Origin of the sequence: Bartonella sp. B10834G3, from assembly GCF_016102505.1 — a bacterium.
In the GTDB taxonomy this organism is placed as follows: Bacteria; Pseudomonadota; Alphaproteobacteria; order Rhizobiales; family Rhizobiaceae; genus Bartonella; species Bartonella choladocola.
Genome location: NZ_JACFOM010000002.1, coordinates 439,738 through 466,278, shown reverse-complemented (window position 1 = coordinate 466,278; position 26,541 = coordinate 439,738). Strand labels below are relative to the sequence as shown.

At 45.4% G+C, this 26,541-nt stretch carries 15 protein-coding genes and 1 tRNA gene; 10 read left to right on the top strand and 6 right to left on the bottom strand.

The window, feature by feature from the left end:
- The first annotated feature begins 533 nt into the window (after positions 1–533).
- The 5 genes from H3S94_RS07385 (at position 534) to H3S94_RS07365 (ending at position 8,027) form a co-directional block, all read left to right on the top strand.
- Positions 534–1,607, top strand: a complete 1,074-nt coding sequence (locus H3S94_RS07385) for an HlyD family secretion protein (protein WP_077992250.1) — start codon at positions 534–536, stop codon at positions 1,605–1,607.
- On the top strand, positions 1,604–4,450 hold the full coding sequence (gene rbbA / locus H3S94_RS07380; RefSeq protein ID WP_198240679.1) for a ribosome-associated ATPase/putative transporter RbbA: 2,847 nt from the start codon (positions 1,604–1,606) through the stop codon (positions 4,448–4,450). Before H3S94_RS07385 ends, rbbA begins: the two co-directional genes overlap by 4 nt.
- Positions 4,451–4,454: 4 nt before the next feature.
- On the top strand, positions 4,455–5,567 hold the full coding sequence (locus H3S94_RS07375; protein ID WP_198231135.1) for an ABC transporter permease: 1,113 nt from the start codon (positions 4,455–4,457) through the stop codon (positions 5,565–5,567).
- Positions 5,564–6,748 (top strand): alpha/beta hydrolase, encoded by a 1,185-nt coding sequence (locus tag H3S94_RS07370; protein ID WP_077992247.1) that lies wholly within the window; start codon positions 5,564–5,566, stop codon positions 6,746–6,748. The genes H3S94_RS07375 and H3S94_RS07370 overlap by 4 nt, the downstream gene beginning before the upstream one ends.
- A 130-nt stretch (positions 6,749–6,878) precedes the next feature.
- A complete protein-coding gene (locus tag H3S94_RS07365) occupies positions 6,879–8,027 on the top strand; it encodes a hypothetical protein (protein ID WP_198240678.1) in 1,149 nt (382 codons plus the stop codon).
- A gap of 559 nt (positions 8,028–8,586) precedes the next feature.
- Here H3S94_RS07365 and H3S94_RS07360 read toward each other — a convergent pair.
- From H3S94_RS07360 to H3S94_RS12105, 4 genes are all read right to left on the bottom strand, one after another.
- Positions 8,587–8,662 (bottom strand) — tRNA-Ala (locus H3S94_RS07360).
- A gap of 164 nt (positions 8,663–8,826) precedes the next feature.
- Positions 8,827–11,331: a trimethylamine-N-oxide reductase TorA gene (gene torA / locus H3S94_RS07355; protein ID WP_077992245.1), complete on the bottom strand. Its 2,505-nt coding sequence runs from the start codon at positions 11,329–11,331 to the stop codon at positions 8,827–8,829.
- A 9-nt stretch (positions 11,332–11,340) separates the two neighbouring features.
- Positions 11,341–12,006: a molecular chaperone gene (locus H3S94_RS07350; RefSeq protein ID WP_077992243.1), complete on the bottom strand. Its 666-nt coding sequence runs from the start codon at positions 12,004–12,006 to the stop codon at positions 11,341–11,343.
- Positions 12,006–13,628: a c-type cytochrome gene (locus H3S94_RS12105; protein ID WP_077992242.1), complete on the bottom strand. Its 1,623-nt coding sequence runs from the start codon at positions 13,626–13,628 to the stop codon at positions 12,006–12,008. The genes H3S94_RS07350 and H3S94_RS12105 overlap by 1 nt, the downstream gene beginning before the upstream one ends.
- A 1,304-nt stretch (positions 13,629–14,932) precedes the next feature.
- Here H3S94_RS12105 and adhP point away from each other — a divergent pair.
- The 3 genes from adhP to H3S94_RS07330 all read left to right on the top strand — a co-directional run bounded on the left by adhP (position 14,933) and on the right by H3S94_RS07330 (position 18,986).
- Positions 14,933–15,967: an alcohol dehydrogenase AdhP gene (adhP, locus tag H3S94_RS07340; protein ID WP_198240677.1), complete on the top strand. Its 1,035-nt coding sequence runs from the start codon at positions 14,933–14,935 to the stop codon at positions 15,965–15,967.
- A gap of 689 nt (positions 15,968–16,656) precedes the next feature.
- On the top strand, positions 16,657–18,702 hold the full coding sequence (locus H3S94_RS07335; protein WP_198231132.1) for a carbon starvation CstA family protein: 2,046 nt from the start codon (positions 16,657–16,659) through the stop codon (positions 18,700–18,702).
- An 86-nt stretch (positions 18,703–18,788) separates the two neighbouring features.
- On the top strand, positions 18,789–18,986 hold the full coding sequence (locus H3S94_RS07330; protein ID WP_077992235.1) for a YbdD/YjiX family protein: 198 nt from the start codon (positions 18,789–18,791) through the stop codon (positions 18,984–18,986).
- Positions 18,987–20,101: 1,115 nt separating this feature from the next.
- Here H3S94_RS07330 and H3S94_RS07325 read toward each other — a convergent pair.
- Complete coding sequence (locus H3S94_RS07325; protein ID WP_198240676.1) at positions 20,102–21,511, bottom strand: virulence factor family protein; 1,410 nt, start codon at positions 21,509–21,511, stop codon at positions 20,102–20,104.
- The gene (gene mprF, locus H3S94_RS07320; protein WP_198240675.1) at positions 21,508–24,132 is read right to left on the bottom strand and encodes a bifunctional lysylphosphatidylglycerol flippase/synthetase MprF; all 2,625 of its coding nucleotides are present in this window, start codon (positions 24,130–24,132) and stop codon (positions 21,508–21,510) included. Before mprF ends, H3S94_RS07325 begins: the two co-directional genes overlap by 4 nt.
- A 194-nt stretch (positions 24,133–24,326) precedes the next feature.
- Here mprF and H3S94_RS07315 point away from each other — a divergent pair, with 194 nt between their 5' ends.
- Together H3S94_RS07315 and glmU are read left to right on the top strand one after the other, a co-directional pair.
- Positions 24,327–25,115 carry a cytochrome c biogenesis CcdA family protein gene (locus H3S94_RS07315; RefSeq protein WP_077992231.1) on the top strand — a complete coding sequence of 263 codons (789 nt, stop codon included), beginning with the start codon at positions 24,327–24,329 and terminating at the stop codon, positions 25,113–25,115.
- A 15-nt stretch (positions 25,116–25,130) separates the two neighbouring features.
- Positions 25,131–26,486 (top strand): bifunctional UDP-N-acetylglucosamine diphosphorylase/glucosamine-1-phosphate N-acetyltransferase GlmU, encoded by a 1,356-nt coding sequence (glmU, locus tag H3S94_RS07310; protein ID WP_198240861.1) that lies wholly within the window; start codon positions 25,131–25,133, stop codon positions 26,484–26,486.
- The last annotated feature ends 55 nt before the right edge of the window (positions 26,487–26,541 follow it).

Here is a 26,541-nt window from a genome sequence, read left to right as displayed (position 1 = left end):
TTTTCTTTTATTTTTGAACAGTTTTACTGTTGTGAGATCTAATGCAAACATTTTGTCTCCTCGCAGTTTTTTGGAACTATCAGCTACTAATGCAAGGCAAACAGTTGAATAGCCGGATAAATCGAATTTTTAATTGTTTTGGCTGTCGGAACTAACGGATAGGTTGCCCGAACGGAAAATGTGGATTTTTTAGAACCCGATTAGGACAAGATATAATCAAACTGAAACTAATATTCTAATTTTACAAAATAATTTTATAAAATATTGTTTATACATTTGAAAGAATTATTTTTAGTTATTTGTGCCTATACTATCTATGTGTTTTATAGAGATGCGTTCTTGTCTGTTGTAAAAAATGAAATCGTTTAGAACGTCTATATTTCATATTTTTATGTTAACAAGAAAATTGTTTTTATTGGAAAATATTTACCAAAAAGGCAACTTTTCAAATACAAAGATGAATGATAATGTGACGCGCCAAACTTGGTTAAAAGCGTATTCCTGTTTGTCGGAATGGAAATGGAGACTGTTTGATGGCTGCAAAAGGTAAAACAAAATGGGGTTGGATAGCGATCGGTGTGATTGCTATAGTTGCAGTCTATAGTGGCTTGAAAACCTATCTTCACCCCGGACTGCCCGAAGGTATTGCCATGGGAAATGGCCGCATAGAGGCAACCGAAATCGATATCGCCTCCAAGCTTGCCGGTCGTATTCAGGATATTACGGTAAGAGAGGGCGATTTCGTCAATATTGGTGATGTGGTTGCCCATATGGACACCGACAATTTGCAGGCGCAATTGCGTGAAGCTCAAGCCCAATTGAAACGCGCTGTCATTAATGTTGATACGGCAAAGATGGAAGTGGAACAACGTCAGGCCGAACAGGAAGCCGCCGAAGCGACAGTGGCTCAAAACGAAGTCCAGCGCGATAATTCCAATCGACGTTATCAACGTTCAGCCACATTGCAGCAAAAAGGCACGGTTTCGACACAGGTCAGAGATGACGATCAGGCAACCTATGACGGTGCTCTGGCGGCTGTTGCAGCCTCGAAAGCACAATTGGCAGCGGCAAAAGTTGCTGTTTCTACCGCAAAAGCCAATGTCGTGAATGCGGAAGCCGCAGTCGACGCGGCAAAAGCAACGATCGAACGTATCCAGTCTGACATCAATGACAGTGAATTGAAAGCAACCCGGTCGGGAAGAATACAATATCGCATAGCTCAACCCGGCGAGGTAGTAGCAGCAGGTGGGCGTGTGCTTAATCTGGTCGATCTGGGTGATGTCTATATGACATTTTTCTTGCCCACCAAAGTTGTTGGCAAAATCGCAATTGGTACGGAAGCGAGAATCGTACTTGACGCTGCTCCCCAATATGTCATTCCGGCTAATATTTCCTTTGTATCCGATGTGGCGCAATTCACGCCAAAAACAGTGGAGACAGCCGAAGAGCGCACCAAGCTGATGTTTCGTGTTCGCGCCCAAATTCCACAAAATCTGTTGGAAAAATATATAAAACAGGTCAAAACCGGTTTGCCCGGAGTGGCCTATGTGAAGACCGACCCGAACGCAAAATGGCCAAAGATTGTTAGTACACCAGTAGTTCAATGACAGAGCCTTCAAAAATCACGAAACCGGAATCAGGTGAACCAGTTGTAAAACTGGAAAGTGTCCGTTTGGTCTACGGCGAGAAGATTGCGCTTGACGGGATTGATCTCGACGTACCGTCCGGTAAAATGATCGGTATGATCGGCCCTGACGGTGTTGGTAAATCAAGTCTTCTGTCGCTGATTACCGGTGCGCGCGAAATTCAGGAAGGAACCGTTTACGTGTTGGGCGGTGATATGCGTGACAAACAACATCGCCTCGATGTTTGTCCGGATATTGCCTATATGCCTCAAGGCTTGGGAAAAAATCTTTATCCGACCTTGTCTGTTCAGGAAAACGCGGATTTCTTCGCGCGGCTTTTCGGGCAGGGTAAAGAAGAACGTGGTGCGCGTATTGCCGAACTCTGCGAGAGAACGGGTCTTAACGGTTTTGAAGATCGTCCGGCCGGCAAACTATCCGGCGGCATGAAACAAAAACTTGGTCTTATTTGTTCGCTTATTCATGACCCGAAGCTTCTTGTGCTCGATGAGCCTACAACGGGTGTCGACCCGTTATCCAGACGGCAATTCTGGGATTTGATTGACGATATTCGCAAAGAACGTTCCGATATGAGCGTGATGGTGGCCACTGCCTATATGGAAGAGGCCGCACGGTTCGATTGGTTGATTGCCATGTATAATGGTAAAATTCTGGCAACAGGTACACCTGCCGAACTGCTTGAACAGACAAAAACCAAGACACTGGATGAAGCATTTATCGCACTTATGCCTCAAGAAGAGCAAAAGGGGCATGTGGAAGTTGTTATTCCGCCGCGTAAAGAAACAGGCAACGAGGAAATAGCGATTGAAGCTGATGGTCTCACACAGCGTTTTGGAGATTTTACCGCTGTCGATCATGTCAGCTTTCGTATCAAAAAAGGCGAGATTTTCGGTTTTCTTGGGTCCAACGGGTGCGGAAAAAGCACAACCATGAAAATGCTTACCGGACTTCTTCCGGCGACGGAAGGCACTGCCAAACTGTTCGGTCGTCAGATAAATGCCAATGACATGGAAACGCGGCGTCATGTTGGCTATATGAGTCAGGCTTTTTCGCTTTATGCCGAATTGACTGTTCTCGAAAATTTACAGCTTCACGCAAAACTTTTTGAAATTCCTGCGGAAAAGGTCAAAGAACGCATGCAGGCGATGATTGACCGGTTCGAGCTGAAAGATGTGCTCAACGCCATGCCTGATTCTTTGCCGCTTGGTATCAGACAACGTATGTCGCTGGCTGTAGCGTTGCTGCATGAGCCGGAAATTCTTATCCTTGATGAACCGACTTCCGGTGTTGATCCGATTGCGCGCGATCAGTTGTGGCAACAACTTGGCGAGTTATCGCGCAACGATAATGTGACAATTTTTATCACAACCCATTTTATGAATGAAGCCGAGCGATGCGACCGCATTTCTCTTATGCATGCCGGCAAGGTTTTGATTACCGATAAACCTTCTGAAATTGTTAAATCGAAAAATGCTGACACGCTGGAAGAAGCGTTTATCGAATATTTGCAGGATGCGATTGATAAGCAGAATGCCGGGAAAAAGGCAAAAGCCGATGAAACCAAGGCCGCCGCTGAGAACAGCGCGGAAAAATCGCATGTGACAGCGGAGAACGCGAAAAGTTCCGATAATGATAATCCGGTCGATGTCAAAAAAACACACGGAGACCGTTTTAAACGACGTTTCGATTTTATGCGGATGATGAGTTATGCCAATCGCGAGGCGCTCGAACTGCGTCGCGACCCGATACGTGCAACGATGGCGTTGCTTGGCAGCGTTATTTTGATGTTCGTTATCGGTTATGGTATCAACATGGAAGTCGAAAATTTGACTTTTGCAGTGCTCGATCATGACCAATCGGTAATCAGTCGCGATTATGTGCAACAGATTTCCGGTTCCCGTTACTTTATCCAGAAAAAAGACATCGTTGATTATGATGATCTTGATGCAAGAATGCGATCGGGCGAAATCAGTCTTGCTATCGAAATTCCGCCCGAATTCGGCAAGGATATGGAACGCGGACGCAATGTGGAAGTCGGCGCATGGATTGACGGAGCAATGCCGCTCCGCGCCGAAACCGTGCGTGGCTATGTGCGGGGTATGCATGCTTTATGGTTGCAGAACAAGGCGCGAACTTTGCAAGGCAAAGCCGCAACTATGGGCGATTATCATCTGGAGGTTCGCTACCTTTATAATCCCGGCATAGAAAGTCTTACGGCCATGGTTCCGGCCGTTATCCCGATTTTGCTTCTGATTATTCCTGCTATGCTTGCAGCTTTGTCGGTTGTGCGCGAAAAGGAAATGGGCTCGATTATCAATCTCTATGTCACTCCGGTAACAAGGTTGGAATTTCTGGTTGGAAAACAACTTCCTTATATCGGCCTTGGTCTTATCAATTGTATTTTGCTGTGGTTGTTTGCGGTATTTATTTTCAGAGTGCACTTCACCGGCGGTATCCTGACATTCATGTTCGCAGGGCTGCTTTATGTGGCGTTTTCAACGGCATTCGGGCTTTTGATTTCAACCTTTATGAATAGCCAGATTGCTGCAATTTTCGGTGCTGCCGTTTTGACTATTTTACCGGCAACACAATTCTGCGGCTTGATGGATCCGGTAAGCTCCCTTCAAGGAGCTGGCCGGTTAATCGGCGATATTTATCCGACAACCTATTTCATACTGATTTCGCGTGGCACATTTGCCAAAGCCCTTCAGTTCCATGATCTTGTCGGTTCATTTATTCCACTCATACTGGCAGGTCCGATTTTGGTCATCATAGCCTCGTGGCTTACTAAAAAACAGGCGAAGTAAAGTCATGAAGTTAAATCATATTCTGGATTTGGGAATCAAAGAATTGCTCGGCGTTTTCCGTGACCCGATGCTCTTGGTTCTGATTGTCTACGCGTTCACAATATCCATTTATATATCGGCTAACGCAACGCCTGAAACTTTGAACAAAACTCCTATCGCGATCGTCGATGAAGATAGTTCACCTTTGTCGACACGTATTGCCACTGCATTTCTCCCGCCATATTTCATAACCCCCGAAGACATCGACCAATCCGAACTCGATTCCCGTATGGATCAGGGAATAGATACATTTGCTGTCGATATTCCGCCGAATTTTCAAAGGGATGTGCTTGCCGGACGCTCTCCGGCCATACAGCTTGATGTCGATGCGACACGTACGACGCAAGCTCTCACCGGTTCACAATATATCCAGCAAATTGTTGATGCTGAAGTGAAAGAGTTTGTCTCCCATTATCGCTCGAAAGAGCCGCAGCAGGTTTCGTTGACGTTACGTGCACGTTTCAATCCGGAATTAGAAAAATCGTGGTTCGGTTCGATTATCAATGTGATTGATAATGTGACAATGTTATCCATCATTTTGACAGGAACTGCGCTTATCCGTGAACGCGAACATGGAACTGTCGAACATCTTCTTGTTATGCCGGTCACACCGACCGAAATTATGATTTCAAAGGTGTGGTCAATGGGATTGATCGTTCTCGTTGCTGCAACATTTTCGTTGATCGTTATTGTGGAAGGCTTGTTAAAAGTGCCGATTGAAGGCTCTGTCATGCTATTTCTTGCCGGAACTGTTTTGCATCTTTTTGCAACGACATCCATGGGCATTGCCCTTGCGACCGTTGCCGGTTCGATGCCGCAATTCGGTCTGTTGCTCATGCTGGTACTTATGCCTTTGCAAATCCTGTCAGGTGGTATTACTCCGCGTGAAAGCATGCCGGAAATTATCCAGAATATCATGCTTGCCGCGCCGAACACGCATTTTATTATGATGGCTCAATCAATTCTTTATCGTGGTGCCGGTTTTACGGTTGTCTGGGAAAACTTTGCGGCTTTAGCCGTGATCGGATCTGTGCTATTCGCGTTCTCTCTCAATCGGTTCAGGGCTACACTTAAATGAGAAAAACAATTTTGGCTCGATATATTTGTTTCTTTGTTTGTCTTGTTTTTTTAACAAATTGCGGTGGATCACGAGCCGTTTTATGGCATGGAAAAAATGCGACACCGGCAACGGTGGCCGCTCAAAATGCGGCTATTCGGAAACCCGGTAAGCCGAAGGCAGTGGTTCCTGTCTATGTTGCTACAAGCAGGCAGTCGCAAAACGATTATTCGGAACCGTTCGGAATAAAAAGATCGAAAACGTTGAATTACGCGCGCGTTGACGTTGGCATTCCCCAAAAACATAAAAAAGGCGAGGTTGAAACAAACGGTTACAAACCGGATCTGGAAAATTATTTCTCTGCGGTTAATGTTGTTAAATATGACGGTCGCGAGGCGTTCAAACAACAACTGAATAATGCGCTCGACAAAAAGCCCAAGGGAAAGCGGGAAATATTTTTATTTATCCATGGCTATAACAACAATTTTGCCGACAGCACATTCAGAGCAGCACAATTTGCATATGATTATTCATTAAACGCTGTTACTGTTCATTATTCCTGGCCTTCGGGTGGCTCTATCCCGCTTTACGTCTATGATCGGGATAGCGCCGATTTTGCCCGCGACGGACTTGCCGATCTGCTAACTTTATTAAGTGAAACAGATGCCAACGAGATTACCGTTGTTGCCCATTCGATGGGCAATTACGTAACCATGGAGGCATTGAGAAGTCTAGCTCTTCAGGGCAAACGATACCCGATTGATCGCATTTCAAGTTTCCTTATGGCAGCACCGGATATTGATGTTGATGTGTTCGAGCGGCAGCTCAAAGACGTGAAAAAAATGCCGCAACCGACCGCTGTGCTTGTTTCGCGTAAAGACAAGGCGTTGGCTGTTTCCGGCCGACTGGTGGGAGGGCATGCAAGGGTAGGGGATGGCTCCAGCATACCGCTTCTGCAGAAAAACGGAATTGCCGTTCTTGATCTATCCGATGTCGATGGTGGCGCACATAATGTATTCGCTTCGTCTCCGACTTTAATGGCACTTGCTCACGACGGTTCGCTTTCAACGTCAATGATGAAAGAAACCAGTGAAACCGGAGGACAACAGATGATTGATGATAGCGGAAACATTTTGAGAGGTACGACAAATCTCATTTTCTATACGCCTGCTCGAATTATTTCTGCTGTTAGTCAGAATTGAAACAAACCGGATTGAAAAATCGAGCGCTAAGCATAGAGATAAGCCGTGGAGCGGTTTATCTCGATAATGCAACAGGTTGGTCACAGTGTTTTCAAGGGTAGTTAAACGTTTTATATGCATTTTAGCGTCGATGGCCGCTATATTAGTTATTGTCACGTCGGCGCAGGCAGAATTCGATAACGGTGCCTTTGTCAAACGTTTCTCAGAAGCCTTCGGGAAATCGGTTACTGTTTCCCATACTGGAATTGCGGGCAATAAAGATCGTTTGACTTTAGACGATGTCCGTATAACCGGAACGCCACTCTCGCCGGATACTTCATTAGGACGGGTCGAATTTTCAGGAATTCAGGAACAGGAACACGGAGCCTATTCCATCAAAAAAATTGTGTTACCGCAGATTGTCTATATCTATGAAGGAAATACTATACGGGTTTCCGGCATTACCTTGAATGATGTAACATTTCCGCCAAACAAGGGAATTTACAATCAGGATACAGGTTTCAGGTATAAAACCGGACAATTCAAGAATTTGGAATTGTTTGATAATAAAAAAAAGCGGTTAGGTCTTCTGGAAAATGGGGCAATTGCTCTTCACCCGTCAATACGCGCAAACCCGATTGATTTTGTTATAAACATCAAAAAAATAACCGTCTTCGTCGACAATTTCCCTGAAGGCTCGACCCGTCAGGATTTTATCTCGATGGGTTATAAGAATGCAACCGGACGGCTTGATATAGCCGGAGCCTATGGTGGCTATCTTTCGATGATGGATTTGAAACATTTCCATCTTTTACTGGATAAAGGTGGCGTTCTCGATGTCAGCTTGAAGATGGATGGTATGACACTTGATTCCTTGCTCACAGTGGTCACGTTGCAACGCGAAAATGAACACGGGCACATAAAGTCGACACAGATGTGGCTTGGTATGTTGGCACAAGTGCAACGTTACAATTTTTACGGCGGAAAATTACGTTTTGAAGATCATTCTCTTACAGGGAAACTCGTTGCTACCGAAGCGAAGCGAATGGGAATCGACGGAAATGCGTTGAAAACAAAGTGGAAGAATAGTCTGCCCGGTTGGCTGGCTTTTGCAAAAGATACCAACTTTGAAGCCGACGCTCAAAAAGCTATAACCACCTATCTGGACGCTCCACATTCTCTAACCGTTTCATCTACGCCGATGGATAGATTGCCGGTTATCATGCTGGCAATTTCAGGAAAACTTAGCCCGAAAGAGCTTGTGCGCGAACTGAATCTTGCAATTTATGCCAATAAATAATCGGGTATTTTCCCGTTCGGACGATATGGACAATTGTTCATTATCCGATATTCTTTATCGCGTGTTCAGTTTTGACTGATTGATTTGAATTGACCAAATCCTGAGCTTTACAACATGAATTATCGTCGCTGTTGTTATCAACCGGCACGAGGTCTTCATAGAAAAATGTAGTTTGGATAATCCGGCTCGCGATTTCCTGGCAATAATAGAATTCAATCGTAATTAAAAATGGCTGCCATCCCGTATTACCCGACTATTTCTGATGTACTCTTCTCGCTCACCTTCTGATACAGCGGTTGACTTATCTTCAGGAATTTCCGATTGCCTGCGCAAAGATAAGATGATGAAAATTCAACTGTCGGCAATTATCGACTGTCGGTTATAAAAAATATCGGCACTTAATTTTAATTGCTTTCATACTATTCTGCTACGGCTTGAAGCCCGCATCATAGCAAAACATCGACGACGAATTTTTGTTCAGCCGGTATTTCACACAATTTATCCGGTCGATAAGCCAAAGTCCGGTTTTGTGAAGCAATCGGTTAAAAAGAGAAAGGGTTGGTGGAGCTAAGCGGAATCGAACCGCTGGCCTCTTGCGTGCGATGCAAGCGCTCTCCCAGCTGAGCTATAGCCCCGTCCTACAAGGTTTGTTTTCCTCTAGGGGGTATTAAAGTGCAACGCATTGAAGATCAAGAGCCATTTTGAATTCAGGTCAATAATCGAACAATTTTATCAAAACCGACCAATAAAAAAGGAGGCGGAAGCCGCCTCCTTTCGCAATATTTGAAAATGAAAACAATCAACCGGCTTTGCGCGGTTCGATAAATACTTCAACAGGAGGCAGAGATCCTGTGAATTTTTCAATTTCGACAACGGCGGTCTGGCCGCAATTGGCTTGCGCCAATTTAGAGGTCGATACACTGGTCGTGAGGTTGTTCACATCACCGTACCGGCAGAGAGTTTTTGCTTCTCTCGGATTGACCGGATCATACCAACCGCCTTCATTGATACGGATAACGCCAGGCCGGATAACATCGGTTACCTTGATGCCGACAAGAATCTGACCACGATCGTTATAAGCGCGAGCAATGTCACCATCTTTCAAGCCGCGTGCTTCCGCATCTTTCGGGTTGATCCAGCAAGGTTCACGCCCACCTATTGCATATTTTTCCCTTAATTTCGTGCCGCACAATTGGGAGTGCAGACGGTAAATCGGATGGTTTGAAGCAATATGCAGCGGATATTTTGTTGTGGGTCCGTCAAGGCGTTCGATCGGCTCCATCCAGGTTGGATGGGGAGGGCAATCGTCATAATGCATCTTCTCGATATTAAGCGAGTAGATTTCGATTTTGCCAGAAGGAGTTCCGAGAGCGTTAAGCAGCGGATCCTCACGGAAATCGGCATAACGCACAAACTGTTTCTGTGCATCTTTGACGGGGAAGCCCAAAGCTTCTTCACTTTGCCAGAACGTATCGAAGACCGGCATTTCCATGCCCTTGGCACGGGATTCAAGACGGGCTGCTTCATAGAAGCTCTTGATCCAGTCCATTTCATTCATGCCTTCGGTGTATTCTTCCCGTTTGCCGAGACGTTCACAAATATCGGCGAAAATGTCGAAGTCGGAACGTGCTTCATACATCGGTTCGACAAGTTTCTTCATGGGAACAATATGGCTTAATGCATAGTCACCCAATTGTTCGATGTCATTGCGTTCATAGGAAGTTGTGACCGGCAAAACGATGTCGGCATGACGTGCCGAGGCGGTCCATTGGAAATCATGAACAACAAATGTATCCAGTTTTTTCCAAGCTTCGACCATTTCGTTACGGTTCTGCTGATGCGAGAACGGATTACCACCCGCCCAATAAACCATATGAATTTCAGGCAGAACAATATCCGACCCGTTATATTTGATGGTTCTGCCAGGGTGGAGCAGCGCTTCCACAAGCCGACAAACCGGAATGGCATTGGATTTAGGTTGGCAAGCAGATTCGGTAGAACCCGGATGGCAACCGGCAGGCAGATCTGTTACCTCGGCTGCAGGACCATCTGTAATACCACCCAGAATCGGACTTGTGGCTGTTGGTGTGCCGCCGCTGCAATAGTGGTAGCTAAAACCGAAACCGCCACCGGGAAGGCCGATTTGACCGAGCATCGAACACAATGTTACCAACATCCAGTGGGCTTGTTCGCCATGGTGTTGACGCTGGATAGACCATCCGGCTGCAATCATTGTACGGTTCTTGGCAAAGTCACGAGCAAGCTGTTTTATTGTGCCCGCATCTATGCCGCAAATCTTTGACGCCCATTCTGCGGTTTTCGGCGTGCCATCTTCTTTGCCGATAAGATAGGCAAGGAACTTGTCGAAGCCGACTGTATATTTTTTCAGAAAATCTTCGTCATGAAGCTTTTCTGCGTAGAGTGTGTGGGCAATACCGAGCATCATTGCAACGTCGGTCTGCGGGCGGGGAGCCAGCCATTCACCATCCAGATATTGACAGGTTTCTGTTTTGATAGGATCAATGCAGATAACCCGAATACCGGCTTTCTTGACTTCCTCAAGGCCGACAAACGCGCCATGGTCGGCAATCAGCCAGCCGATCTGGTCGGTATTGACAGGGTTACAACCCCAGAAAACAAGCGTTTTTGTGTTGTCGCGAACAACATCCCATGATGTACATTGTTCATAGACTTCCAAAGATCCGACAACGTGAGGCAGAATAACCTGTGCCGCTCCCGTCGAATAATCGCCGAGCGAGTTGACAAAACCACCGGTTGTTTTCAGCATTCTGCGCAAAAGTGTCCGGCAATTATGGAATTTGCCAACGCTTTTCCAGCCATATGAACCACCGAAAACGCCGTTTGATCCGTATTTCTTGCGCACGCGCGTGAGTTCACCGGCTACAAGGTCAATAGCCTTTTCCCAGCTCACGCGAACAAAGTCGCCTGTGCCACGCCCTTCAGGATCTGCACCGGGACCTTGTTCAAGCCAGGCGCGACGAACCATCGGATATTTGATGCGCGACGGCGAATAGATGGAATCCATCATTCCTTGCAACATAGGAGTGGGATGCGGATCCTGTTCCCAAGGCGTAACTTCAACCAGACGGCCTTGGTCAACACGACCGCGGAAAACGCCCCAGTGGCTGCCCGACATAGTCAGTTTCGTGCCGGATTGTGCCTGTGCGCCACGTGTGAGAAGTGAACCGCTCGCGGCACCCACCATCGTCAACATAGCACTACTTTTGAGAAATGAACGACGATTCATTTCCGGCAGGGTGATTTTTGTTTTGTCGAATGACATAGCATTCTCCTAGTGTTTAATGTTGTCTTGGTTGCCATAAAGGCGACTGAAAGACGAAAGATAAATAATAAGCAAGTCGACCAGGCGGGCATAGAGACTATGACCAGCCACCTTACCCAGCGCTGAACTCATTTCAGGAAGCCATAGAAAGAGACGTGAAGTAACATCTGCTATGACTTTCTGTTCGTGTTGGCGGAAAGCTTCAGCCAATGCGGCCAATTCCAATGAAATATGATCGGCCGGTTCTTTACAAGATGCACTTACCGAAACATCAAGTTTCTGCAAAACATCCAGCATTTCAACATAAGGAGCCTGAAAAAGTCTTCCGTTTTCATCCCGATAATAACTTTCATACGGAGGAACAGAAAGCGGGCCGGAAGCACCATCAAACAAACTGATATATTGTTGCGAAAGCTGGTGGTTAAGCACTTCTGGAGAATGACTGCGGAATAAATCCGCAATCATTTTTGTTAATTCGGTTGCACCGAGTTCTTTACCGAATTCACCCAGAAAAGTCATAACGGAATGCGATTGACATTCTTCGAGAAGTTCGATGCTTGGTGGCGCTATGAACAATCTGGCGAACCAATCGATTATTCTGGCCTCTGCTTGATCTTCATTGGATGTCATTTGACGTTCAGCGTTAAATGACGCTTCTGATTGAACAACAGCCATCAATGTGCCTCTTCACCTTCATTAACATCTTTTGAATGGTTCTGGAGATAGCTCAAAAGCAAGCGATACTGATCCGGTGTCAAGGAAGTATAACGCTTCATTGCATTCAAATTGCCGATCCATTGATTGGCAAGCAAATGTCCTGCTTCGGGTAGTGAATGGCAGACGCTACATGTCGAACTGAAAAGATCAGACGTATAGGCCCACATATCTCCGAGAGAAACATTGACATCTTTATCGCTTGTCCACAATTCAAGGCTTACAGGATACCATGTTTGCTTGGTTTCAGGATCAACAACAGCCTTGCCAAGCTTATAGGATGCCATAGCCTTGTCGCCCAGAACCGCATACATAATTCGCTGACCTTGCAGGGCATAGACAACAGATGGTGCTCCATCCATTTGCCAACCATCCAGACGTACCTTCAACTTGTCGCCTTTATGTTCGAGAACTGAAAGTTTTGCCGCCGCCAATAATTTGCCGTCTTCATCTCCGGAACCATTCTCGTCAATATAGAACGGTTTTGTGTAGACCGAATAAACTGTATCTGCATTTTTAACAGCATTATCGGACGATGTCGGCAATGTCACATCAAGCTTGTTGGTTTGTGGCAACATAACAATTTTTGATGTGTGGTTTGATTGCGGTTGTCCGGGAGCAGGCAGATCGACACCGGGGAGGGTTTTGATATAAGCAGCCATGGCACGGAGATCTTCATCGGGAAGCTGTTTCGTGTTTTTAATGACTTCTGCCATATCGCCACCGGCAACTTTATTGATCGGGCTCTTGCCGGTCTTCAAATAATTGAAGATGGAGTTCTCGGCCCAGAATTTGATACCGGTATCGTCCTGACTGATATTCGGGAAATGCCCGTTACCATCAGGTGTAGCACCACCGCCATAACGTAGATTGCTTTTTATTACACCCATAAAATTACGGGTTGAATGGCATTCGGCACAGTGACCCGCACCTTCAACGAGATAACGTCCGCGTTCAAGCAGGGCTTCCTCGTCTTTTGTTTCCTTGGTGTTGGTAGTCGCAGTGACTTGCATTGGTGGCAATGCTTTGCCGTCAAGAAAAGCCAAACGCCAAACGCCAACACCACGACGCATATTGAAAGGAAATTTCAAATCATGATCGGGTGCAGCACCTTGAACAGGTTCAAGCGATTTGATGTAGGCAAACAGGTCGCGGACATCGTTCGCTGTCAAACGTTGATATGATGTATAAGGAAATGCCGGATAGAGGTTTTGACCGTCAGGCATAATGCCATTAGGACCAACACCTTCACGTACAGCTTTGGTAAACTCGGCAAGTGTCCAGTTACCTATACCGTCTTTTTTATCCGACGAAATATTGGGCATATAAAAACGCCCGAATTCAGTATCCAAGGCACGCCCGCCACCTAACTTCAACGGATTGTCCTGATTAGGGGAAGCATGACAAGTCGAGCAGTCGCTGGCTACAAATACAACGCGACCATTTTCCAGATCCGGCGCAGTATTGTCAGCTACGTCTCGTGTGGGATGAGTAAGTGACCATGTGATCGGGGAGGTAAGAACAAAAAAACCTACGATCCCTATAACAACAAGAACCAAAAACCATCGGGTTAGCCGTTTCATATTTTTGGCATCCTTCTATGCAATTTTATATTCAATTTTCTCTTTCGACATTTGAAACCTGTTTCTACCTCCGCAACAGGAATGCCCTGATATTCAAGTTAAAACTAAATGTGACGACACACTTATAATAGCTAAATATCACGATTTCGTGACGGATTGAACATTTTCCCCAAAAACCGATTTGAATAATTTTATGCTTTAAAAACAGCAAGTTGTTAGTTGATTTATATCAATTCCAGGTAAAAATGCCTTTTTTCAATCCTATTTTGAAACAATTTACATTAGCCGGAGAATAAAAATAAAAAGCTGAATATTTTATTCATATTTCATCCGGGTTTCGTTTATGAGACGTGAGTCTCGATTGGAAAATGAATCCACATTTCGGGTTGGGATAAGAACAATAGTCCAGAAAATTCACCTCCAGTTTTTTGCCAATGAACGATAAAGAGGGGCAAACATTGATAACGGGAAAGGCAAGATATGCAGATCTTGCCTGTTCAATGATTGGCCGAACAATTTGTTCCGATAGCATTTCGACGTTTTGATTTTTCCATTTTTTTATTCAATCCGGCGTTTGAATATCCGATAAATTTGAGCAGTATGGTCGCCAAACAATGATAATCGCAGATCGGGGAAGTAAGAGGAAAGCCCGGACACTTGAAAAATAAATCCGAATGAACCGCCCGATCAAATTGGCGGGTCTTTTTGTTATGTATCGGTTATTTTTTGTTCTGTATCGGTTATAATGAACCGGTTTATTACCGGAGTTCATAAGCGATGGCAATCAACTCACGCGTTCTTTGAACACTGTCATCACTTTTAAACATATCTCTCGTTGATTGGAAAGTTGTTCTTGGTAACGGATATTTCCGTTAACATAACGAACCCGTTTTCAGAAAAAAATAAACCGGAAAAAAAGCGTTCCGGTTTAATGAACACAATATGTTTGTCTCTTTGATCGAATTACTACAAGAAATTGATTGTTGTTAAAAATAAAATAATTATAAATTAAAAAATGCCTTTTTGTCTATAATCGGAACAATAAAATAAAAAATATAAATAAAGAATATAGTAATTTTCTGTTTTTTGTTTATAGTGAAGGAGGAGAGGGGTATTTTTGCGGGATAAAATGTAAAAATTTTCAAAAGTGAACTTGCTCGACAAGAAAAATTTTCCATATCGTTATGAGTGCGCGAAATAGCGCATCTATTCAAAATTCGTCAAAACCAACTACAGAATACGTGAAGTGATTGTTTGATTTTTGGATAATATTCACGTGTTCCTAGCCAATGAAGGAGACCATCATGGCAAAGACGATGCAAGCCGCAGTTGTGCGGGAATTCGGAAAGCCCCTTACCATTGATGAAGTACCAATTCCGGAGCCGGGAGATGGCATGATTCAGGTGAGTGTGCAAGCTTGTGGTGTTTGCCACACAGATTTGCATGCAGCACACGGGGATTGGCCGGTCAAGCCCAAGCCGCCTTTTATTCCCGGCCATGAGGGTGTCGGCTACGTATCGGCTGTAGGCCGCGGTGTCAAACACGTAAAAGAAGGTGACCGGGTTGGCGTGCCTTGGCTATACACTGCATGCGGATGTTGTTCACATTGTCTCGCCGGTTGGGAAACGCTCTGCGAACACCAGTTGAACACGGGCTATTCTGTTAACGGAGCGTTCGCTGATTATGTCGTTGCCGATCCGAATTATGTAGGACATTTACCCTGCAATATCGGCTTTAACGAAATTGCTCCAATTCTATGTGCCGGTGTTACTGTTTATAAAGGTCTTAAAGTAACCGATGCAAAACCGGGCAATTGGGTAGGTATTTCGGGTATTGGTGGCCTCGGTCACCTCGCAGTGCAATATGCTAAAGCTATGGGGTTCAATGTTGCAGCAATTGATGTTGCCGACGATAAAATCGAACTGGCCAAGCAATTGGGTGCCGACGTTGGTATCAATGTCACGAAACATAACGATCCAACCGCCGAATTGCGCAAACTTACCGATGGTGGCGTGCATGGTATGTTGGTCACAGCCGCATCTCCGAAAGCCTTTGAACAAGCTTTGGGTATGGTTCGCCGCGGCGGTACTCTGGCAATGAACGGCTTACCGGCCGGTAGTTTTCCGGTTTCGATATTCAATATGGTTCTCAATGGCGTGACACTGCGCGGCTCGATTGTGGGCACCAGACTTGATTTGCAGGAAGCTTTGGATTTTGCAGAAGCGGGAAAAGTCAAGTCCCATATTTCGACTGATAAGCTCTCCGATATCAACCATATTTTTGACAATATGATTGCAGGCAAAATCGAAGGACGTGTGGTCCTTGATATGACAAAATAAAGTTCAGGGAAAACGTGATTTGCTAATCTTTGCGGGCCTGTCATATCAGGCCCGTTTTTTTAAGATGTTATTTTATTTCGAGAAGCATTTTCCGGTTCAATATCCAATCAGATCTTTCACGATTTTTCGGGGTGACTTGAAGATCGTTAGCGAGCCTAAATTGCAAGTCAAAGACAGTTGCTGTAGTCGGTGCGAAATTAAAATTTTAATACCGGCATTGACCGTGTTTGTTATGGCAACCTCTCGTCAAAAACACAAATTATAGTCAATTGTTGAAAGCGTTCGGCTGTCTGGCCAAATGACGAGTTATCTAAAACAATTTCTAAACGTTCGTTCTTGATAGAGAGTGTTTTTGCTGCCCGACAAAAACCATCTGAAATTCGCCAATATTCGAGGTTGCCGAACTACCCGCCGCCGGGGATGGGCGCTGCCACGTTCTGCAAGTTGGACTTACGTCAAACCGATATTGTTATAGACGCGGTATGGAAATGAAAATTCACCATTCAAAATTGTGTTTTTATATATCCGCAAAGCTTTATTGATATTCACAGTTAAATTTGTTTCGTCAACTAATACTATAGACAACAGTCGATAAATAATAATAAAAAATAATTCGGCTGCTTTTGTTGGAAGGTCGAAGTAACATAAGCAGGTATTTTTTCCCGAAGAATTTCAGGAGGAGGGGAAATATGGAGACCATTCGGAAACCTTTAACCGCCACTCAAGCAATAATTCTCGTTATATTGGCAATCTTGGGTGCTTTTTCGCTGGGATATATAGCACTTCAACGTGGAGAAGCCATCAATGCCATGTGGATTGTCGTTGCTGCCGTTTGCGTCTATCTTGTTGCTTACCGTATTTATGGATTATTCATTTCCGGTGTTGTTCTGAAGGCAGACAGAACGAGAATGACCCCTGCTTATCGTCGAAATGACGGGCTTGATTATGTTCCTACTGACGAGAAAATCCTTTTTGGTCACCATTTTGCGGCAATAGCCGGTGCAGGACCGCTTGTGGGACCCGTGCTTGCTGCTCAAATGGGCTATTTACCGGGTTTATTATGGATATTGGCAGGATGCGTGCTTGCGGGCGCCGTGCAGGATTTTATGGTGCTCTTCATCTCGACCCGAAGGGACGGGCGCTCGCTTGGCGAACTCGTTCGTGAGGAAATGGGAGATGTCGCCGGTGTCATTGCACTTATTGCCTGTTTCATGATTATGATAATCATTCTCGGTGTTCTGGCAATGGTGGTTGTGAAAGCTTTGGCCGGTAGCCCATGGGGAACCTATACAGTCGGTTTTACCATTCCTCTCGCCTTTTTTATGGGAATTTATCTGAGATATATCCGTCCGGGCAGAATTGGTGAGGTTTCGGTGATCGGCCTTGTGTTTCTGCTGTTCGGTATTGTGTCGGGCGGCTGGATAAAAGACAGCAGCATTGCATCGTGGTTCACCTATGAGGCAACAACACTCACTTTAATGATTATTATATATGGTTTTATTGCTGCGGTTTTACCTGTTTGGCTATTGCTCGCCCCGCGCGATTATCTTTCGACCTTCTTGAAGATTGGAACAATTATCGCTTTGGCAATCGGCATTATTGTTGTTCGCCCGATGCTCGAAATGCCGGCTCTTACAAAATATGTAGACGGTACCGGGCCAGTCTGGGGAGGCGATCTTTTTCCATTTCTGTTCATTACAATTGCCTGTGGGGCGGTGTCCGGTTTTCATGCGCTTATTTCTTCAGGGACAACACCGAAAATGTTGGCGAATGAAGAACAAGCCTGTTTCATCGGCTATGGCGGCATGTTGATGGAATCTTTTGTTGCCATTATGGCGTTGATTGCGGCGAGTGTTATCAATCCGGGCGTTTATTTTTCGATGAATGCGCCGTTAAGCGTGCTTTTACCTGAAGGAACAGGAGATTTGGTCCAATCGGCTGCAACCGTTGTTTCAAGTTGGGGATTTCAGGTCACGCCTGAAATGCTGACAAATATAGCAAATGAAGTTGGAGAAAAGTCGATCGTTGCCAAAACCGGTGGAGCGCCGACGCTCGCTGTCGGTATGGCGCATATTTTACATAATGCTCTCGGTGGCTGGATGAGCATGTCATTCTGGTACCATTTTGCCATTTTGTTTGAAGCGCTTTTCATCCTCACCGCTGTTGATGCAGGAACCCGTTCTGCCCGCTTTATGCTACAGGATCTTCTTGGTATTGTGTTCCCCCATATGCGCAAAACGGACAATCTTTTTGCCAATCTGGTCGCCACGGCGCTCGTCGTACTTATGTGGGGATATTTTGTCTATCAGGGAGCGGTTGACCCCAAGGGCGGAATTTATTCTCTTTGGCCATTATTCGGCATAGCCAATCAGATGCTTGCAGCGGTAGCACTGCTCTTGTGTGCAGTTGTACTGTTCAAAATGAAGCAGCAGCGCTATGCGTGGGTTGCAATTCTTCCTGCAACATGGCTTTTCATTTGTACCATGACAGCCGGTTGGCAAAAGGTATTTGACGCCAAGCTCAGTTTCTTTGTTGCGGCAGCGAAAGCCACAAACAAACAATTGGCTTTGGGTAATTATATCAATGGCATTTTGACGGCATTGTTTATGTTAGTGGTTCTGGCTTTGACGTTATTTGCTATCAGGTCTGCCATTAAAGCTATGAAGAGTGATAAGCCGACGGTTCAAGAAATACCCTATGAACCATTTCCCGCCAATCCGATTGAAGTCAAATAGTTCAACCGGAGTATAAGGCTGATAGCCGAACAGCATATAGCATTGTTTTATAGCAATGCTATATGCCATTGATGGAGGATATAAATATGTGCTTGAATTTTCTTGGTATGGGGAAGTTTTTAGGCCAGACAGCAAAGCTCATGATCGGTGTTCCCGATTATGACAACTATGTTGCTCATATGAAACGTGTTCATCCCGACGAGCAGCCTATGTCCTATAACGAATTTTTCCGTGAACGTCAGGAAGCGCGATATGGTGGCAAAGGCGGCTTCAAATGTTGTTAAACTTGACCTTCGCGCGATGGATGACAAGTGATTTCGCTCGGTAGATGATAAGAAACTTCACGCGTTAGGTGACATCGGACTTCACAAGATCGATGAAGATGGCTTCGCGTCATAGTTAGTAAGTGCCGGTTTGCCTCCCGTCCGCGAGGGACGTTCGATATAAATATGCTGGCCTGCCAAATCTGTTTTGTGTCGAGAAAATGTCTGTCCTCTTCTATGGAGGCGTTGATATAACTGCCTACAAACAGCACAACAATCGAATAGGTGGCAGGAGACGTGACAAAACAAGAGAACGGTATTTTTAAACCGAGTTACGAGATATATATGTATTATCCGGTTCGTTCGGGTGGTCTACATGTCACATAACGAAAAATAATTATCAAATAACATGCATGATCGATATTAGGGCGAAGGTCTGTATTAAAAGCCATAGATAGAATGCGAAGATTTGTAATTGGCCGTGTTCAATTACGTTTGATGAGGCGCAAGAAAAACACAGCTTTGGGGGCGCAAGAAAAACGCTGTTTTTAAAAATTCCCTTGAAGAGAAATGACCCGATTATTCAATCATGAAAAAATCCTTCCGGATTTTTGGTTATTCCATTTTGTACAATCAATTACTTAAGAAAAGCGGATTGGTGAATTTGAAATTTTTCGACCAAATGGATAGTGCGGGATATTTGCACCCGCTAGAAATGGGCTTTGACCTATTGTGCCGCATTTTTCAAAAATACTCACGAGAACTGATATAAGTGTGCTGCCAGGCAGCCTATTCCAAAGGTCACATACCGTTCACATTCCAAAAGTCACATACCGTTTACGTTCCAAAAGTCACGTACCGTTTACGTTCCAAAAGTCACGTACCGTTCACGCCTTTGAAGAACTGCTGCTATGTTAGACATATAACCTTCTTTGTTAATGCTTCTGTCAGGGGAAGTTTTAAACGCGATTTAACGCTTGGTGCGAATGATATAGCCCGATATGTGCGCAAATTCGGCTCATAACCGGGCATCTCGATTTTGTTGACACATTGATAATCGAAAACAAGATAAACAGTGCCCCGAAAGTTCAATTATTTATTCCTGCATGTGGAACACTGTCTAGCTTAACAGGTTTTCAATCCTGATTTTGTTTTTTGTCAAGTTTGGCTTTCTCCAACAGGATTGCATGAAGCGATTTGGCGAGGCTTTTATAATCTTCATCAAAATGATGCCCGCCTGGAAGCTTGATACGTTGCATTCCATTCAACTCAGGATCCGGACAGGCAGTGTCGTCCTCGTCTTCGCCATAAATGCAAACAGTTTTATCCGTCGGCATATATTGCATTTGGTCAAGGACGGGAGTGTCGCCGGAACCACCAAGCCAACCATCAATAGAAATTTGGAAATCAGCCGTTTTGGATAATCCCATAAGGGCTATCATGACTGTTTGATTTTTAACGCTATCATCAAGAACCTGCCAGGCAAAAGGTAACACATCCGCACCAAATGAATAGCCGAAAAGTGCAACGGGCAGGCGTTGTTGAGGATCAGCCTCCTGAACAAGCTGTTCAATATCTTTGGCTATTTCTTCCGGCGTGCGTGTGCTCCAGAAATAACGCAGTGAATCAATGCCAATGACATGAACATCCTGACTTTGCAGGAGATCACCTATTTCCATATCAATGTCGCGCCAACCGCCATCGCCGGAAAAAAAGATAACAAGAGCTTTTGCCGGATTTTTGGAAGGCATATCAACTATTGGCAAGTCGGCGTCGGCGGCATCACGAATTGCGTAATCAAGTGCAGTATCGACTGCTGTCTTCAACCTAGATTCAATTGCAGGGTCATGGATAACTGCGGCAGTTTTATCTCGCATAGCCTGTTTGACGTCATTTCCTTCAAGTCTGTTCGATATGATTGTGACCGGCGAAGGAACCTTGGCTCCAATCTCGTAACTATAACCGCCATCAGGGGTTTTTATTGCATCCGCAGCTTCTGTGCAGGATGGAAGTTTGGTGTGTGAGGATTGGGCAGGGTCAATGACGACAGTACCAGCCAAGGTATTTTCAGGAGAATCGGCTGCGGCTGCATAAGAAAGAGTTCCACCTTCTCCAATGCCGACGACAACCGGATGAAAGTAAACGTCAAGATCGAGCCGACGCAGAATATCTTTCGATAGCGCTTCCAAATCGGAATCGAGATAGACGCAATCACCATCTTCCTTATCAAGTTCTTCCCGCCAGTTATCATAATTGACAGTTGCAACGATAAGGTTGCGTTTCAACAATGCCGCCATTATATCGGTTTCGCGGGTTTTCGGGCCACCGGCATCTGAAACAAGAATTACAAGACCTCTGATATCCCCTTGAGGCAAATAAACAGGAATATCGCTGAAACGTTCCCCCTCGGCATAAACAACAGGAGAGGTAGAGCCAATAAAACCGGCCCATAAACGATTGATTTTCCCGCGATGGAGAACACCGTATACCACCGCCACAATAACAAGAACGGCGACCACGAATAAAATTATACGTCTGATCTTCATTTACGTAGAAACTCCAGTGGATTGCCGTTAATAAGTGTTGTGACATCAAAAAGAACTTTGGCGGTTTCAAGGCCTCCCGGACAGATAAGATAGTGGGGTGACCAGACAGGATCAAATTTATCCTTGAATGCTTTCAAGCCGTCAAAATGATAGAGATCACGACCACGATGGTAAATGAACGAGCCTATCCGTTGCCAACGTGCAGCCAGACGGTTTGTTGAAAGACCGGCGAGGGGCGCAGCTCCGAGATTGAACCACTGGAAGCCTTGCTCTTTCCCGTAAAGCAGCAAATGGGCGAACAAAGCATCCATCATGACTTTTGAAACGTTCGGCAGATAGCGCATCATATCGACAGTAATTTCATTTTGATTGCCGCTTTTCCAAACATTTGCGAAAGCCACAATCTGGCTGTCTTTTGTCATGACAGCGACGTCATAACGCTTCAGAAAATCCTCGTTGAAATAACCGATCGAAAAACGTTTTTCCGCTCCCGCTTTCGACGCAAGCCACGTATCCGAAACATGGCGAAGTGCAAGAAGGTGATTTTCAACCTCGTTTGCCGGTATAATCGAAAATTCCAGCCCCTCACGAGCCGCCTTACGCTCGGCATAACGGAAAGGTTGGCGCTTTGGCCCGTCCAACGAAAAATCGGGAAGATAGACTTTTGCAACCTCACCCAGTTTGATAGCGCTTAGCCCCATGTCGAGATAAAGCGGCAAGTGACGGGGGCCGACGCCATAAAATACGGTGCGCAAAGCTGCATCATCGGCATGTTTACGGAATTCCCAAGCCAAATCATTAAAGACTTTCTCGTCATTGCTTACCGGTTCACCCAGCGCTATCAGGCTTCCGCCCGACTTGCTATACATGATGAAACCGTCTTCATTCGGTGAAATCAGAAACTGTTTGTCGCCCAAAAGTGCCAAAGCTGTGTCTGATAAAGGGGATTGGGCAACAAGTCGGGGGATACAATCGGGTATTATTGCCTCTTGTTTTGAACGTTTGCGCAACGGTCTATGAATAATATTGTAAAGTGCAGCAATAAAGACGACAGAAAATATTACAACGCTTGCTCTTAAAAAGCGTGGAGCGTTAGCGTTCCATGCAAAACTCCACCACAATTCATTGGAATATTCCACGTGCCGGTAAACAAAAAATCCGAGCCAGATAACAGCGCAAACGAAGGCGGCAATACTCGCGAGCCACCCCCAACTGATTGTTAAACCATTGTTCAAAGGGCGGCGATAAAAGGAGCGTTTGAACCCCCATAAAATCAAAGCAAATACGCATAGAATGGTTGCCTCTTCCCAATCAAGTCCTTTGGTGAGACAAAAAACCGCTCCCGCAAGCAAAAGGAAGATTGTGACAAACCAGGCATTGACCAGACGGCGCGCCAGCCCATAGGAAATGACGAGTAACGTAACACCTATAAGACTTGCTGCAAGATTTGAGGTTTCGATAAAAATCAGAGGCAAAATATCCGACAATACGTCAAGCCGTATTCGCCGCCCCGGTGTGACAACCGATATTAACATCACAACACCGGCAAGAAATGTCAGTCCGGCTGAAATAGAAGGTATCATCGGTTCGATAATGCGGGATACCTGAGCGGCTTTTGCTGAAACACGCTTGCGTTGCCTGAACATTTCCCAAAACGCAATGCCGACGATTGCCACAAGAAGTGGGAGAATTGTGTAAATCAGGCGATAGGTGAGGAGAGCGGCAACGCCTTCGGCATTACCTGCAAGACCGAGCCCACCGATAAGAATCGCTTCAAACGCACCCAGTCCGCCAGGTGAATGGCTCACCACGCCAACGACAATCGCTACCGCAAAAACCAGATTGAAAGCCAGAAAGCCGGTTTGCAAATCCGACGGCATAAGCACATAGAGAGTTGCAGAAGCCGAGGTAATATCGACAAGCCCCGCAAATATTTGCATCAATGCGCCGCGAGAGCCTGGAAGTTTTAGCGATAACGGGCCGATTTTAAGCTCTCTTGCTCCGCCATAAAGCCATAAGATAAGAGCAACAAGAACAAGGATGATGGCAATGCCGGCTATCCGGTCGCCCACGAGATTGAATGTTCCAAGAAGCGGAAGGTTTTCAGGTTCAAAAGCAAGCGCAAAACCGATAACCGTGAGCAACGCAAACCACATCGAGAACCACGACATGCTGATAATGCGCCCGATATCGGCAAGACCGACACCTTCGCCCGCATAGACACGGTAGCGCAGTGCGCCGCCTGTAAGAAACGAAAAACCTAAAGCATTCGATACCGCATAGCCGGCAGATCCGGCCAATGCCGCTACAGGCATTGTAATTTTCCCGGGCGCAATCGTTCGAGCCGCCACAACGTCATAAAGCGCGATACCGCAAAAACTCAAAATTGTGAAAAAAAGTGCCAATAACAGAGTAGGCGTAGTATAGCTTTTGAACGCTTCAATTGTGTCGTGTCTTGAGGTTGTCTTTAAAAGCTCCCAAAGTACGAAAAAGGAAATGGCCGCAATCGTCAGGCCCAATAAAGGAACGATAGATGTTTTTGCCAGATGTAAAAGGCGCGATGGCTGCTTGGAAGCGGCATTGCCAACGGCATCTTCATCCAGTTTATTCTCGCTTGTCATGTGATTCCTTTTAGACCATGGTCTGGTTTGCGATAGCGGACTTGTTCAGGCACTTATCGTAGAATTATATGAATTTTATTTGACATCCTTATATGAAGGAACATTTTTTTTAAACGGGAGTTTTCGCAAGGTTGAAGGTTTTCATACAGGTTAATATAAGATAGAACTATTGCAAACTTTATGGAACGAGACATTTGTTTTCAGAATTATCCACATTCGGAGTGTTTTTAGGCGGAGCATTATCTTTCCTCTCACCTTGTGTGTTGCCGCTCGTTCCTCCTTATCTTTGCTATATGGCCGGCGTCAGCGTTGAAGATTTTCGTCACAGTGGCGCGCAGGATAAACAGCCCGTCCGTTTACCTTTGTTCATCGCGGCCATTGCCTTTTCGTTAGGTTTTTCAACAGTTTTTATCGCTCTCGGTGCAACGGCCAGTACAATCGGTCACATTATAGGCCAATATCGCGATATATTGGCAATGATTGCCGGAGTTATTATCATCATCTTCGGGCTTAATTTTTTAGGCGTTTTCAGAATTGGTATTCTTGCGCGTGAAGTTCGCTTCCAGACAAGAAAAACACCGGCGGGACCTTTAGGAGCCTACATTATAGGCCTCGCATTTGCTTTCGGTTGGACCCCTTGTGTGGGGCCGGTTCTTGGACCGATCCTTACTTTTGCAGGTACTAAAGAATCAGTTGGTGAAGGCGCATTTTTGCTCGGCATCTACTCATTGGGATTGGCGATTCCCTTCGTTCTCGCGGCACTATTTTCCAACTTCTTTATGTGGTTTTTGAGCTCGTTCAAAATGCATTTGGGGAAAGTGGAAAAAATTATCGGTATATTGCTCATTGTCGCTGGTATCCTTTTTTTAACAGGTTATATGCAAAACGTGTCATTCTGGTTGCTTGAGAAATATCCGGCATTGAGCGCTATAGAAGGGTTAAGCTGGTCAGATATTGTCGAATTTTTTCGGACTCTTTTTTGATTGGTCGTGAGGAAAATAATGAACCGAAGCTGTCTTGCAATTATTTTAGCAGCCGGTGAAGGCACGCGAATGAAATCGGCATTGCCGAAAGTGTTGCATAAAATCGCCGGTTTACCCCTTGTTTGTCATGTTGTCCGACAAGTGCAGTCGGCAGGGGTTGACGAAATCGCCATTGTCGTCGGACGCGGTGCCGATGAAGTTTCCTCCGCTGTCAAAAACGTATCGGCGCGGGCGCAATTTTTTACGCAGAATCAGCGGCTCGGCACTGCGCATGCTGCCTTGGAAGCGCGTGAATTGTTGAAAAAAGATTATGATGATGTGCTTGTCGTTTTCGGAGATACGCCGCTTGTTCAAACTGCTTCTCTCAAACGCGCCAGACAAGAACTGGAAGATGGTGCCGATATTGTTGTTCTGGGATTTGAAACGGAAAATCCTACCGGCTATGGGCGTTTAATCCAGGAGGGTGGAAAACTTAAAGCGATTGTTGAAGAAAAAGATGCAACTGCCGACCAGAAAAAGATAAAATTCTGTAACGGTGGCATTATGGCAATCAACGGCAAATATGCGCTGTCGTTGCTTGAACAAGTAAAAAACGATAATGCCAAGAAAGAATATTATCTCACCGATATTGTTTCGATTGGTGTTGCTCAAGGGCTTGATGTCACAGCGATTTCTATACCGTTTGAGAATGTTATCGGTGTCAATACGCGCGTTGAACTGGCACAAGCAGAAGCCCTCTGGCAAAAACGTAAAGCCGATGAACTTATGTTGTCGGGCGTAACACTGATGCGGCCGGAGACTGTTTATTTTTCATATGATACCGAAATTGCCAATGATGTTGTCATCGAGCCGAATGTCTATTTTGGCCAAAACGTAAAAGTGAAAACAGGTGCAGTCATTCATGCGTTTAGTCATTTGGAAGGTGCAATTGTCGAAGCGCAAGCAGAAATCGGTCCTTTTGCGCGCTTGCGGCCGGGTGCAATTGTCGAAAATTCGGCCAAAGTCGGCAATTTCTGCGAGATAAAAAAGGCAAAAATCGGTGAGGGTGCAAAAGTCAACCACCTTACTTATATCGGTGATGCCGAAATTGGCCGACACACCAATATCGGGGCAGGCACAATTACATGTAATTATGACGGCTTCAACAAGTGGAAGACTATCATTGGCGAAAATGCATTCATAGGATCGAATTCCGCTTTGGTTGCACCGGTTGAAATAGGTGACGGTGCTTATGTTGCTTCGGGCAGTGTGATAACCGATAAGGTACCGGCTAATGGTGTGGCATTTGGCCGAGCACGTCAGTCAAACAAGGAAGGATACGCCGCGACATTGAGAGAGCGTTTTTCTTCCATCAAGAATAAAGATGGTTAATGGCGAAAAAATGCCATTTTTGAGGTTTTAAAGCCTCGACGAGTTCTCTATTTTT